This is a genomic window from Paenibacillus lautus (genome assembly GCF_050482385.1).
Classification (GTDB): domain Bacteria; phylum Bacillota; class Bacilli; order Paenibacillales; family Paenibacillaceae; genus Paenibacillus_AQ; species Paenibacillus_AQ lautus_B.
In genome coordinates this window covers 191,800-205,617 of sequence record NZ_JBCNHV010000010.1, presented here as the reverse complement: position 1 = coordinate 205,617, position 13,818 = coordinate 191,800, and the positions used below count along the sequence as shown (strand labels likewise).

Sequence of the window (13,818 nt, the reverse complement as noted above, 5' to 3'; positions counted from 1 at the left end):
AAGGCGGGGTAGTGGCACCATTGATCGTGAAAATAATCACATTTAAAGATCTGAGATAGATCAAGGTGTGGTCTCGCCTGTCCTTGCAAGCCCCAGCAAATCTAGGAGGGATTCAATATGTCGGTGATTGAAAAAGAAACAGGCTGGAAAGGTTTTAAATCAGGTAAATGGACCAAGCACATTGACGTTAATGATTTTATTGCAGAGAACATTACTCCCTATTATGGCTCTGATGAATTTTTAGCAGGACCCACGGATAACACCAAAGCACTGTGGGATATCGTATCGGATTTAACCAAGAGAGAACGGGACAACGGCGGGGTTCTGGACGTGGATGTCCATACACCTTCAACCATCACCTCCCATCAACCTGGCTATTTGGATAAGGATAAAGAACAAATTGTCGGTGTTCAGACAGATGAGCCGTTCAAGCGCTCGATCCAGCCTTTTGGCGGGATCCGGATGATGATTGATGCGTGCAACGCATACGGCTTTGAAATGCCGCAGGCCGTTGTAGATATCTTTAACGGCATACGCAAAACGCATAACCAAGGCGTGTTTGATGCCTATACTCCTGAGATGAGAGCAGCGCGCAAGGCCGGGATTATTACGGGACTTCCCGATGCGTACGGTCGCGGACGTATCATTGGTGACTATCGCAGAATATCGCTATACGGTGTAGATGCTCTTATTCAGGACAAATTGAGAGAACTCGGCGAGCTTGAAGTGGATGCCATGGATGAGCCGGTTATCCGCTTGCGGGAAGAATTGTCTGAACAAATGCGGGCACTCAAGGAACTGAAGGAAATGGCGGGTATGCACGGTTTTGACATTTCCAAGCCTGCGAATACGGCGAAGGAAGCATTCCAATGGTTGTATTTCGGTTATTTGGCCGCGATCAAGGAGCAGAACGGTGCTGCGATGTCGCTTGGCCGGGTATCTTCTTTCCTTGATATTTATATTCAACGGGATCTGGCTGAAGGCAAGCTGACGGAAGAAACGGCTCAGGAACTGGTCGACCATTTCGTTATGAAACTGCGGATCGTGAAATTCCTGCGTACGCCGGATTATAACGAGCTGTTCAGCGGGGATCCAACGTGGGTGACGGAATCCATCGGCGGCATGTCGGTAAACGGTGAGACGAGAGTGACCAAGAACAGCTTCCGTTTCCTGCATACCTTGTATAATTTGGGACCTGCTCCAGAACCGAACTTGACGGTGTTATGGTCGGAGAAGCTGCCGGAAGCCTTCAAAAAATATTGTTCGAAAGTTTCCATCGAAACCAGCTCGATTCAATACGAGAATGATGATCTCATGCGCCCGATCTATGGAGACGATTATGGCATCGCCTGCTGCGTATCAGCCATGCGCATCGGGAAACAGATGCAGTTCTTTGGAGCCAGAGCAAACCTTGCCAAAGCGCTGCTCTATGCGATCAACGGTGGTAAGGATGAGAAATCAGGTGCCCAGGTTGGACCGGAATATCCGGCTATCAACGCCGAGGTCCTGAGTTATGATGAAGTCATGAAGCGATTCAAGCCGATGATGGAATGGCTCGCGAAGCTCTATATGAATACACTTAACGTTATCCATTACATGCATGACAAATACAGCTATGAACGGATTGAGATGGCGCTTCACGACCGGGATATCCTGCGCACGATGGCATGCGGCATCGCAGGCCTGTCCGTAGCGGCGGATTCACTGAGTGCAATTAAATATGCGAAGGTGAAGCCGGTACGTAATGAGCAAGGAATTGCGGTGGATTTTGAAATCGAAGGCGAGTTCCCTTGCTACGGCAACAACGATGATCGCGTGGATGGCATCGCCGTTGAACTGGTCGAGACCTTCATGAGCATGATTCGCATGAACAAGGCTTACCGTGACGCAATGCCGACCCAATCGGTGCTCACGATTACGTCGAACGTCGTATACGGCAAGAAAACAGGAACCACGCCAGATGGACGTAAGGCAGGCGAGCCGTTTGCACCGGGCGCAAATCCGATGCACGGACGCGATAAGAAGGGAGCTCTCGCTTCGCTGACTTCCGTGGCCAAGCTGCCTTATGAGGATAGTCTTGACGGCATCTCGAACACGTTCTCGATCGTGCCGAAAGCCCTTGGTAAAGAAAGTGATATCCGTGTGAACAATCTGGTTGCGATGCTGGACGGTTATTTTGGCAGCAAGGCACACCATCTGAACGTCAACGTATTTGACCGGGAGCAGCTGATCGATGCGATGGAGCATCCGGAGAATTATCCGCAGTTAACGATTCGGGTATCCGGTTATGCAGTTAACTTCGTCAAACTGACGCGTGAGCAGCAGCTCGATGTCATCAACCGTACGTTCCACGGATCGATGTAAGGATGAAAGACAACCCTAGCGGATACAGAAAGGATGACGCACCATGCTAAAAGGTCATGTACACTCCATAGAAACGTTCGGAACGGTGGACGGTCCGGGTATCCGCTTTGTGCTCTTCATGCAGGGCTGTCTCTTGAAGTGTCAATACTGCCATAATCCGGATACCTGGGGACTGCATGAAGGACGCGAGATGACGGTGGAGGACGTGCTGGCTGAGATTGAACCTTATCTGAGCTACTATCGTTCATCGGGCGGCGGGTTAACCGTCTCCGGCGGTGAGCCGACATTGCAGTATCCCTTTGTCACGGAGCTGTTCAAGGAAGTGAAGCGCCGCTGGAATTTGCACACGACGCTGGACAGCAACGGTTATAATGAACCGGAGAAAATCTCGGAATTGCTGGAGTTTACCGACTTGGTGCTGCTTGATCTGAAGCATATCAACGACGAGAAGCATATCAAGCTCACCGGGAAGTCGAACGAAAGGACGTTGAAGACAGCCCGCTGGCTGTCTGACCATGATCGGAACATGTGGGTCCGCCACGTCTATGTGCCGGGCATCCATGACGGCGAAGAAGACTTGATTGCACTCGGTCAATTTATTCGGACGCTGCACGGCGTCGAGAAATTCGAAATCTTGCCTTACCATCAGATGGGCGTATACAAATGGAAGGAGCTCGGCATGGCTTATCCATTAGAGGGCGTACCTTCACCGTCTGAGGAGGAAGTGGCGCGCGCTTACCGGTTGATTGGCGAGATACCCGAGAGTAAACAGACTGTCCAGAGCTAATAGATTTCTAATTAATTTCATATATGCGTTACGATTACTGACAACAACCTTTCCCCATATGGAAAGGTTGTTGTTTTTTGTAGAAGATTTTATCCCTTGGCAAGAAAAATATCGGCCTATCGAAAAATGGAATCGCTTTCTATAATGAAGATGTAAGGAAAACGCCTATCAAATAAACAAACACTTCGGGAGGGTCAAAGACAATGAAGAAAAAGGGTCTGGCATTATTAATGTCACTTCTGTTCGTCTCATCTGCACTTCTATCTGGATGCGGCGGCAATAAGGCAGCAGAAAAACCGGCAGGGGGTTCGGAAGGAACGGCCAGCAATGAGCCGTTTGAAATCACCATTCGCCATACGCAAGTAGGTGAATCCAAGAAGTTTCGTCTGGCAATGCTGAACGATGTTGTTAGTAAAACCGAAGCAGCGGTGCCCGGGCTTAAAATCAAGCTGGACGCTGTAGACTCTGAAGTGAACCGGAAAGAGAAACTGAGAGGCGAGATGGCAGCCGGTAAGCCGCCGGAAGTATTCGATGTGTTCGGCAGCCCGGATGCAGGCGTATATTCCAAAGAAGGCTTGATGCTTGATTTGACCCCGATTTTGGAAGAGTTAGGCATTAAAGATAAATTTTCAACGCTGGATCCATTTACACATGACGGCAAGATCTACGGATTGCCGATTGGCATTTCCATTGAGGGTATTTTCTATAACAAGGATTACTTCACCCAAAAAGGTTTGAATGTTCCTAAAACATTGGCTGAATTGGAGCAAATTGCCGAAACGATCAAAGCCGACGGGAAGATTCCTTTTGCCCAATCCTCCAAGGATGCTTGGATTCCGCTCATGACCACGAACAATCTGTGGAGCTATTACGCTGGGCCAGAGGTTACTTACGGCTTCAAAACCGGGGAAACCAAATGGACCGATCCAAAAGTCGTGGAAGGTGTGAAGAAGCACCAGGAATGGGTTGAGAAGGGATACTTCAAAAAAGGCGAGCTCGGCTTCGAATATGCGGACATGAGAAACCAAATGATCACTGGCGAAGCCATCATGATGATGGACGGATCGTGGGCAAACTCCGTATTTAGAGATCCGGCTCAAGCAGGTGATTTGGTAAATAAGGTCGGATACTTCAACCTGCCTCCGGTTAATGAGGGCGACCCTGTCATCGTTATGCAGGACGCAAACAACGGATATGGATTCTCGGCAGCGGTAGCAGAAGATCCTCGTAAACTTCAAGCGGTTAAAGAATTCATTAAAAATATGTGGACAGATGAAATGCAGCTTCGCGGTTTGAAAGAAGACGGTGTACTGCCGGCAATGAAGATGGAGCTGGCAACCATGAACTCCACTTCGGATGATCCGCTTATGCAGGACATTTTCAAAGGCGTCAGTGAGATCAGCAAGTCTTTCCCTGCCTTCGATGGCCTTGTTCAAGCCGACGTGAACACTGCACTGAGCATGGGCATTCAGCAGGTCATTGGCGGCGAGCTCGATGCCGAGAAGATGCTGGAGAATGTGCAAGCAGCGCAAGAAGCGGCTAATGCTTCAGAGGAATAGCTAAAATTCTAGACGAAAGGGCGCCACCCGCTAACGGTACATGGGGGTGCCCTTTTGCCTAAACAACATCAGACATAAATACGGAGGTTACCATGAACAAAGCGCTGAGAAATCCTCTGATTTACATCGTTTTTGTGCTGCCGGCATTCTTATTGTTTCTGGCTTTTTTCATATATCCGATCTTTACTGCATTTGACAACAGCTTTACGAGCTGGAACGGCATCTCCAAAGATGTGAAGTACATTGGGCTCGATAACTATGTGACAGCTTTGAATGATGATGCTTTTTGGAAGGCTGTCAGGAACAACGTTTATTTCATTCTCTTTTCCTGTTTGATCCAGGTTCCGACGATCGTATTTTTCTCCCTGTTAATCGCAAATGTGAAACGTTTGAAGGGGCTTTACAAAACGGCGGTTTTTGCACCATCCATCATGTCGACGGCTGTCATCGGCATTTTATGGGGATTCATTTACAACCCGGACTTTGGTCTGATGAATGAGATTTTAGGGCTGATTGGAATTGAACCCATCTACTGGTTATCGGATAGCAAATGGGCCATGATTGCCATCCTGATCACGAATGCGTGGCAATGGACCGGCTTTTACATCGTGATGGTGCTTGCCGCAATTCTATCCATACCCAAAGAGCTGGATGAGGCGGCGGCAATTGATGGCGCGACAGGGGTCCAAAGAGCGACCAAAATCACGCTTCCATTAATTATGCCAATTATCTCTGTTGTGATCATGCTTTCGATCGCGGGAGCCATGAAAGCGGCGGACATTATTCTGGTTATGACCAAGGGCGGGCCGGCCGGCTCAACCGACGTTATGGCGACATATATGATTCGATATGCGATTACGAGCTTCAAGCATGGCTTTGGCAACTCGATCGCGGTGCTGATCTTCCTCTTCACGATTATCGTAACGGTGCTCTACCAGGTGCTGGTCGCAAGACGCAACGAAAGGATTGAATACTGATGAGAGCAATAAAGAAACTGATCCCGCACATTTTTCTGATGGCTTACTTGCTCGTCATACTATATCCTTTCCTGTTCGTCCTGTTCTCTTCCGTGAAGGTGGATAACCAGTCCATTGCAACGAACCCTTTTGGTTTGCCGAGCACGCTGGTATTTGATAACTATGTGAACGCATGGGTGAACGCCAAGATTAGCACGTATTTCTGGAACAGCTTATACATCGGCGTGCTGTCGGCCTGCTTGTCGATTCTGTTTGCAGCGATGCTGGCCTTTGCCGTGACGCGGATGAGATATAACCGGATTAGCGCCATCGTCTTTCAATGTATTTTGATAGGCATGCTGATTCCGAATAACTCTCTCATGCTGCCGATATATGGCATAATGAGGCAGTTGGATATTTTGAACACGCATATGGCCCTGATTCTACCGTATGTTGCCAATGCCATCCCGTTCTCGGTTATTATACTGGCTGCCTTCATGCGGTCACTGCCCGGTGAAATCGAGGAGGCTGCGGTTATTGATGGATTGAGGTCCGGAGGGTTGTTTGCTAGAATTATCTTACCTCTGACCGTTCCGGCTATCGTTACCGTATTTATTATCAATTTCCTGGGTAACTGGAACGAATTCTTGCTTGCTAACTACTTCCTATCGAATGATGAACTGAGAACGCTGCCTGTCGGCATGGTCGGTTTCAGGGACGCCTACAATATGAACTACGCACAAATGTCTGCGGGCATCATATTCAGCGTGCTGCCGGTCCTTATCATTTATGCCGTTCTGCAAGAGAAGATCATTGAAGGCGTCACCGCAGGAAGCGTCAAGGGGTAATACTAGGAGCAGGAGCATGCGTATGAATTTGCGGAACAAACTATTCACGGCCTTTTTGGGGCTCATTATTATTCCGTTATTTGTGCTGGGCCTATTTACATTCTTTATTACCTACAATTCGATTGAGAAAAAGTACAGCCAGCAAGCCGAATATTCGCTTAAAGCAATCAGCTACAGCATTCTGAACGTGTTTAAGGAGATGGAGTACGTTACGGATAACGGGATTGCCACCTCCGTCTTCGCCATGGCGCTGAACGCCAAGGATCCCGATGCGCAGAACCTGATTAAGGAATCCAATGCGGACCAGCTGAAATTGAACGACAGACAGCGAAGCTTTCGGAATCTTCTATATAATCATCCAGCGATCAGCTATGCGTTTTTATATCATTTTAATAAAGAGTCGCCATCGATTCCTATTTTCAGTAAAGAGGATTTCAGAACGCTGCCTTATGAAAAGTTTAAGAATAGTCCCTTACACGAAGAGGTGGTTCGGCTTAACGGAATTCCCAAATGGCTGGCTCCGCACGAATTTCCGGAGTTGACGGGAGCGGATCCGGTATTCACCCAGATCCGACTGATTAAGGATGTCACGACACTCCGCAAGCTGGGCATTCTTGTCGTCCAGATCAAGAGGTGGGAGTTTGAAGAGATTTTCCGCAACTTGACACTCCCTAACAATCTGCAGAACACATCGTTTATGTTGGTCAACAATGAAGGCTTCATTCTATTTGACCCCAATAACGATATGGATGGTCAAAATATCAGTCAATATATGAAGCGTGACGTTGAGTTTAAGCAAGGCTACCAAAGTTTTAAAGCCAAGTTTAACGGCAAAGAGAATATTGTTTCCATCTATCATCTGAATGATTACGGCTGGAATCTCGTCTCGGTGACCGACTGGAACTCGCTATCGCAAGAGGTTACTTCCTTTGCCAAGTGGTTCTTCGTCATTATGGGCCTCTGTCTGGTTACCGCGATTGTGTTCAATCGTCTCTTCATGAATCGGATTACCGGGACGATCGCTGTTATCGTGCGGTTTATGCGCCGTGTGGAAGATGGGGATTTGAACGCGAGAGTTGAAGAGAAGGGAGAGGATGAGCTGCTGCTGCTGTCGAAAGGGTTCAACAACTTGATGAACCGGATCAACAATCTGTTTGCGCAGATCAAAAAGGAACAGAGGCAGAAGACCAACGCGGAGATGCGTGTGCTGCAAGCGCAGATCAAGCCGCACTTCCTCTTTAACACCTTGGAATCAATCAATGTTCTCGCTGTCCAGAATGAAGGACGCAAGGTCAGTGAGATGGTTTACCGGCTTGCCAGCATCTTGCGAATCAGTATACAGGAGAAGGAAGAAATTACGCTGGATGAAGAAATCAAGCACTTGCAGAGTTATCTTGAAATCCAGAAGTTTCGGTTTGAGGACCTGTTCGAATACGAGATTGACGTGCCGAAAGAGCTTATGCACAGCCGTATCCTGAAGCTGACGCTGCAGCCGCTGGTTGAGAACAGCATACAGCATGGCTTTGAAGGTATTTCTTATACGGGCTGGATACGCATCTCTGCATGGAAGGAACTCGGGAATGTCATGATTCGGGTCGAGGATAACGGACTCGGCATGACTGCTGATCAGTTGTCCATGTTTGAATATATGGTGTCCGAGGATAACGGATCCGAACAGACGACGTTGCAGAATCTCAAAGTGAACCAGGAACGACGGGGACTTGGGCTGCGGAGCGTGGCTGACCGGCTTAGAATTCAGTACGGGGATTATTACGGTCTGTTCATATGCTCAAGCCGCCCCGGCGGCACCGTTATACAATGCGTCATACCCAATTATGACAGGGGGGAAGGGCAGCATGTTGAAGGCATTATTAGTTGATGATGAGGCTCCCATCCTGAACAATCTCAGCAAGGTTCTGCCTTGGGAAGAGATGGGCATGAAGGTTGTCGGACTTGCCCGGAGCGGGATGGAAGCACTTGAAGTAGCGGATCAGTACAACCCGGATCTGATTCTATGTGATATCCGGATGCCCGTCATGGACGGACTGACCTTTATTACGAAGATTCGGGAGAAAGGAAGCCGGGCGGAAATCTTTTTGCTGACGGGATATCAGGAGTTTGAATATGCCCGGGAAGCAATTAAGCTGGGCGTCAAAGACTACATCAGCAAGCCGATTCATTACGGGGAACTGGAGATGAAGATTCGTGATATCGGGGAGGAAATCCGCAAGAAGAGGGCGAAAGAGAAGTATTACAGCACCGTTTCGCTTATTGATGAGGCTCCGAATCCCGAAGCTGTAAAGAAAACGCCGGAACAATTGGTAACGTCTGCTCTGGAGTATATCAATACCCATATGGGGCAGGATTTGGGGATTGAGGAGCTTTCGGAGCATCTGAGCATCAGCTCCAGCTACTTCTGTTTATTGTTTAAGAACCATGTCGGACTCACCTTTGTGGAGTACTTGACGAGACAGCGGATGGAGGCAGCCAAGTTCCTGCTGGTGAACAGCGATAAGAATATCGCACAGATCGGCTCCTTTGTCGGTTATCATGAGCGGCGGTATTTTACCAAGGTTTTTCAGAAGGCTACGGGCATGACGCCATCCGAATTCCGGGAAATGTCCGGGGAGGCAACGGTATAGGTTTTGATAGGACCCATGCAGGCTGCTAAAGTCATCACGAGATGAATCCCGCCTGGCTTGCAAAATCCTTTAAATTGATAGAAGGTAGGTATGAAATCAATGAAATGGACGGCAGCAGACTTATCGTTAGGACAAAAGGTAGGACAAATGTTTATATGCGGCTTCAACGCGCTGACGCCGAATGAGCATGCCAAAATACTGATTGAACAATATCAGGTCGGGGGTATGTGCTATTTTCGCCGGAATGTGAAAACGCTGCCTCAGCTTGCCGAACTGTCGGAGTCCTTGCAGCAGCTCGCATCGGACAGCCAGAAGTTCCCGCTTCTGATTTCGATTGATCAGGAGGGCGGTATGGTTGCACGAATTGATCATGAAGGCATCAGCCGCATTCCGGGGAATATGGCGCTTGGTGCAGCGGGCAGCGCGGAGGATTCGTACAGGGTAGCGCAAATCGGGGCGCGCGAATTGCGTTCACTCGGTGTAAACATGAATTTCGCTCCTTGTCTCGACGTGAACAACAATCCTCGTAATCCGGTCATCGGCGTGCGCTCTTTCGGCGAAGATCCCCAAGCTGTTGCCGCTCTTGGGATCGCGGCGATAAAGGGATATCAAGAAGAAGGCGTATCCGCTACGGCCAAACACTTCCCGGGCCATGGCGACACCAGCGTCGATTCTCATCTCGGGCGGGCTTCTGTGCCGCATGATTTGGAACGGCTCCGCAGCGTGGAATTGTATCCGTTCGCGCAAGCGATTCAGAACGGCGTGGACGCCATCATGACGGCTCACGTCAGTTTCCCGGCGATAGAGCCGAGTGATCTGCCGGCAACGCTCTCTCATGCCGTGTTGACGGGTTTGCTGAGGGAAGAGATGGGGTTTGAAGGTCTGATCATAACGGACTGCCTTGAGATGCATGCAATCTCCAAAGAGTACGGCATTCCGGAGGGCGCGATACGCGCGATCGAAGCGGGTGCGGACTGCGTACTGGTCAGCCATAATCTATCGGAGCAGACGGCGGCGATTACGGCCGTCATTGAGGCTGTCCGCAGCGGGAGACTCCCGGTAGATCTGATCGACAAGGCCGTAGATCGGATATTGGCGCTTAAGCAGCGTAATGCAAAGCTCGCGGAGGAGCTTCCGGTCTACCCGATTGGCGAGGTTGCGGAAGAGACCAAACAATTGCTGGCTCAAATTGCAGGCAGAGGAATCACGCTGGTGAAAGACAAAGGGCAGCTCCCTCTTAAGCCGGAGCAGGCTGTTGCGGTGATCTGGCCTGAGCTGCTTCAGGCAACCCAGGTGGATGAAGCATGGAGCAAGAGTTACACCTTGGGGGATGCCTTGAGAAGTTACGGGGTACGGGCAGACGATCTGCGTGTCGGAACGGATATGTCCGATGAAGAGGTAGAGCAAGCCGTTAAGGCAGCTGAAGGATATAAACAGATTATAGTAGCTACGTACACCTCCGAGAGCCGTCTTCCCGCGGGCCAGCAGAAGCTGGTGAATAAGCTGGTTGAACTTGAGGATGTGGCACTTGTTATCGTCGCTACCCGTAATCCCTATGATATCAATGATCTTCCGCCGGTTCCGACATATTTCTGCAGCTACGAGAACACACCTTATTATATGAATGCAGCCGCGGGTGTCTTAATAGGACGGGTTACGCCTGAGGGCAAGCTCCCAGTAGGAATCAGCGAGACGTATCCGCTTGGCTGGAGCGGTAATCAGGACTATGTCAATAATTAAATAAGGGTTGCTCAAACCGGAGTCTTCCTACCCAGGAATGCTCCGGTTTTCCTATTTTCCAGCCTTTTCTGAGCAACTTTTCGAGAAAGTCCGCGTCTAATAGTATGTCCAATAGAGGCAGACAGACTATACTGAGAGTTTTAAAGGAGTAGAGAATGAATTTCAAGAGAATCTCGATGATTACAGTCCTTGCCGCGGCCCAGGTATCCATGGCATTTCCCGCGGCAGCTGAATCACCGGATATTACAGCTCCGGCGCTAAATAGCCAATCAGCGCTGCAGTCCCCGGTGGAAGGACAAAGCCAGCAGAGTGGAGAACAACAGACGGACTTGCAGCAAGCGGAGGAAACATCAGCAACGCCAAAGGAAACATCTTCTGATTCAGTCGAAGGTACGATTAGCGATCCGAATGCCGAACCTTCTGCACCCAATGAACAGCAGGAGGATACGGAAAACGATCCTTCCGATAATGAGGTTTCAGAGAACGAAGAGGGCAGCCCATCCGGAGAGCCCGAAGTCAGTACTTCCAATGTTTCGGCGAATGAACTTGTACTGATGATGAACAGCAATGTGATGTACCATAACGGCAAGAAATACAAAGCGGGTCAGCCGATGGCTGTGAAGCAAGGGGTATCCTATGTCGCCATTCGCGCCATGGTTGAACGTGCAGGACTGAAGCTGTCTTACGATAATAAAACGAAGGAAACCATCATCCTTAAGGATGGTAATGAACTTCGGTTTACGACAGGAAGCAGCAACTATAAAGTCAATGGACAGGTACGTTCGATGAAAGGCCCTGCCTACCAGAGCAACAATGTGTTTATGGTTCCGTTAACCGCGATCACGCAAGCGCTTGAAATTCCATACCAGGTGAACCAGCCCGAGAAGAAGGTTATTCTCGATCTATCCGGTATGGGCAGCGGCAACGGTAATGGTGAACAGCCAGGCGGAAATAACGGCGGGGGATCTGGCAGCGAGGTTCCGAATATACCGAATCTCGGGCCCAATGACCTCATCTTGATGATGAACAGCAACAAGATGTATCAGAACGGGAAAGCGTATACGGCAGGTCAGCCGATGGCAGTTAAGAACGGCGTATCCTATGTTGCCATTCGCTCCCTCGTTGATCGTGTCGGCCTGAAGCTGACCTATGACGGAAAGACTAAGGAAACGATTATTATCCGCGGTAACGATGAGCTTCGTTTTAAGACGAACAGCAGCGTTTACACCGTGAACGGGGTCAGAAAATCGATGAAGGGACCGGCTTACCAGTCCAACAATACGTTCATGGTGCCGCTGACCAGCATTACGCAGGCGCTGGACATCACCTATCGGGTGGACCAGCCGAATAAGCGGGTTATCCTTAGCTTGAGCGCAAAGCCCGTAGCTTCCTTCACGGTGCAGCCTGGTGAGATCCTCGCCGGACAAACAACGGTTACGTATAAGACAAATGCCTATTCGCCGACGGGCCTGGCTATTGTTGACGAGCATTGGGAAGGCCGGGAAGAGATTTTTGACGAACCCGGCGTGCATACGGTTTCCTACTCGGTACAGGATTCCAGCGGGGAGTGGAGCGACCCGTATATATTGAGCATTCAAGTATCCGCTCCGAATACGCCGCCTGTTGCCATGTTCGAAACGGATAAACAGGAATATAAGATCGGTGAGAAAATAACGTACATGAATATGAGTTATGACAACGATCCTGGCGACGAGCTTACGTATAAGTGGGAAAACAACGATCCGGCCTTTTTTACGGCAGGTCCGCATAAAGTGCTGTTGATTGTTACCGATAAACATGGAGCGACCAGCTCATACGAGAAGATTATCAACGTAACGAGCGAAGTATTGTATACGCGTGATCAATTCTATCAATTGTTTACGGGCATCGGCGACAAATACACTTTTGACGGAACCGCTGTGCCGACATGGAATCTGATGCCGATTACAAGAAGCTCCGAGCCTTATCTGTTGATTCGCAGCAACTCTCCGGAAACCGTCTATCAAGAGGGTATCGTCTATCGCGAGGTCGGTAATGCCAGCACGCGATTCATGATCCACCACTTGAACGCAACCGGGAAGAACATGAAGATGTACGTCGTCGCCACTAATATCAACACCATGACGGCGCGTCTGACAACCGAATATACGGGAATAGGCGGTCCGATTAATATACCGACTGCCACGGGAAAAGCAGCTGTTCAGCGCTACCTCGAGTCTATGCAATCAGCTGATTCATTCAAGACGATCTCGCTAGCGCCTGGGGAAAGCCGGGTCATTCTGCAAGACTTGAGCGCGCAAACCTTGAGAAATCAGCAGGTGCTGTCCATGTTTGCGGATCTCTATTCGGATTCGCCGATCCGGTATGATGTCATCATGATTGATGAAGCCAAGGATCCGATTCAAAAGCTTCCTTACCTGAAGCTCCATCCAAGTGATGGTGTTCATAACCGGGGAACGTACCCGGACTCGACACGGATCATCGAATCCTATGATCTAGTTGGCAGCACGCCTACCCGTCTCGCGCTCGGTGACAAGACAAACGATCCGAATCTGGAAGGGTATGACGGCATTAACGGTTCCTATCAATCCAATGCCGGGAACTTCGGTGTACTGTACAAAATCAAGCTGCACCGCGTAGCGCCCAATACGCTGATCACGCTGAATCCGCGTGGAGGCAAGTACATGGGGGCGATGATGGTGAACGGAACTATTATTCAGACGCCGAATACAAGCGGAGGTGCTATATCTGCACCGAATGAAGCTGCCGTTCTCTACCGTACGGGGAATTACGAGCAGGCCGTGGAAATCCTGTTTACGGCGGCACCGGGAAGCAGTTTGCCAATCAACATCCTGCTTCAGCCGCTTCCGCAAGTGAAGAACTAATCCATTATTTATTCATAACAAAGGGACAGCCTTACAG

Annotated in this window: 9 protein-coding genes; all 9 read left to right on the top strand. The window is 49.5% G+C overall.

The features are described 5' to 3' along the window. Positions 1–117: 117 nt before the first annotated feature. On the top strand, positions 118–2,364 hold the full coding sequence (gene pflB, locus ABEW73_RS12000) for a formate C-acetyltransferase (RefSeq protein WP_430170726.1): 2,247 nt from the start codon (positions 118–120) through the stop codon (positions 2,362–2,364). Positions 2,365–2,407: 43 nt separating this feature from the next. Continuing rightward, positions 2,408–3,151 carry a pyruvate formate-lyase-activating protein gene (pflA, locus tag ABEW73_RS11995; RefSeq protein WP_430170724.1) on the top strand — a complete coding sequence of 248 codons (744 nt, stop codon included), beginning with the start codon at positions 2,408–2,410 and terminating at the stop codon, positions 3,149–3,151. Positions 3,152–3,354: 203 nt separating this feature from the next. Then, positions 3,355–4,710 (top strand): ABC transporter substrate-binding protein, encoded by a 1,356-nt coding sequence (locus ABEW73_RS11990; RefSeq protein WP_430170722.1) that lies wholly within the window; start codon positions 3,355–3,357, stop codon positions 4,708–4,710. A gap of 92 nt (positions 4,711–4,802) precedes the next feature. Continuing rightward, complete coding sequence (locus tag ABEW73_RS11985) at positions 4,803–5,687, top strand: carbohydrate ABC transporter permease (RefSeq protein WP_430170721.1); 885 nt, start codon at positions 4,803–4,805, stop codon at positions 5,685–5,687. Then, positions 5,687–6,514 carry a carbohydrate ABC transporter permease gene (locus tag ABEW73_RS11980; protein WP_213645192.1) on the top strand — a complete coding sequence of 276 codons (828 nt, stop codon included), beginning with the start codon at positions 5,687–5,689 and terminating at the stop codon, positions 6,512–6,514. The genes ABEW73_RS11985 and ABEW73_RS11980 overlap by 1 nt, the downstream gene beginning before the upstream one ends. Positions 6,515–6,536: 22 nt before the next feature. Continuing rightward, complete coding sequence (locus ABEW73_RS11975; protein WP_430170719.1) at positions 6,537–8,393, top strand: cache domain-containing sensor histidine kinase; 1,857 nt, start codon at positions 6,537–6,539, stop codon at positions 8,391–8,393. Beyond that, entirely contained in the window at positions 8,371–9,156 is a 786-nt protein-coding gene (locus ABEW73_RS11970) for a response regulator transcription factor (protein WP_430170717.1), read from the top strand. Before ABEW73_RS11975 ends, ABEW73_RS11970 begins: the two co-directional genes overlap by 23 nt. Before the next feature lie 99 nt (positions 9,157–9,255). Beyond that, positions 9,256–10,896: a beta-N-acetylhexosaminidase gene (gene nagZ, locus ABEW73_RS11965; protein WP_430171250.1), complete on the top strand. Its 1,641-nt coding sequence runs from the start codon at positions 9,256–9,258 to the stop codon at positions 10,894–10,896. Between the two features lie 155 nt (positions 10,897–11,051). Further along, complete coding sequence (locus tag ABEW73_RS11960) at positions 11,052–13,781, top strand: copper amine oxidase N-terminal domain-containing protein (RefSeq protein ID WP_430170716.1); 2,730 nt, start codon at positions 11,052–11,054, stop codon at positions 13,779–13,781. Positions 13,782–13,818: the final 37 nt, after the last annotated feature.

Coding starts and splice junctions, on each gene's coding strand:
- ABEW73_RS11990 (WP_430170722.1), top strand. CDS start 3,355: ATGAAGAAAAAGGGTCTGGCATTATTAATGTCACTTCTGTTCGTCTCA.
- nagZ (WP_430171250.1), top strand. CDS start 9,256: ATGAAATGGACGGCAGCAGACTTATCGTTAGGACAAAAGGTAGGACAA.
- ABEW73_RS11960 (WP_430170716.1), top strand. CDS start 11,052: ATGAATTTCAAGAGAATCTCGATGATTACAGTCCTTGCCGCGGCCCAG.
- ABEW73_RS11975 (WP_430170719.1), top strand. CDS start 6,537: ATGAATTTGCGGAACAAACTATTCACGGCCTTTTTGGGGCTCATTATT.
- pflA (WP_430170724.1), top strand. CDS start 2,408: ATGCTAAAAGGTCATGTACACTCCATAGAAACGTTCGGAACGGTGGAC.
- pflB (WP_430170726.1), top strand. CDS start 118: ATGTCGGTGATTGAAAAAGAAACAGGCTGGAAAGGTTTTAAATCAGGT.
- ABEW73_RS11980 (WP_213645192.1), top strand. CDS start 5,687: ATGAGAGCAATAAAGAAACTGATCCCGCACATTTTTCTGATGGCTTAC.
- ABEW73_RS11985 (WP_430170721.1), top strand. CDS start 4,803: ATGAACAAAGCGCTGAGAAATCCTCTGATTTACATCGTTTTTGTGCTG.
- ABEW73_RS11970 (WP_430170717.1), top strand. CDS start 8,371: ATGTTGAAGGCATTATTAGTTGATGATGAGGCTCCCATCCTGAACAAT.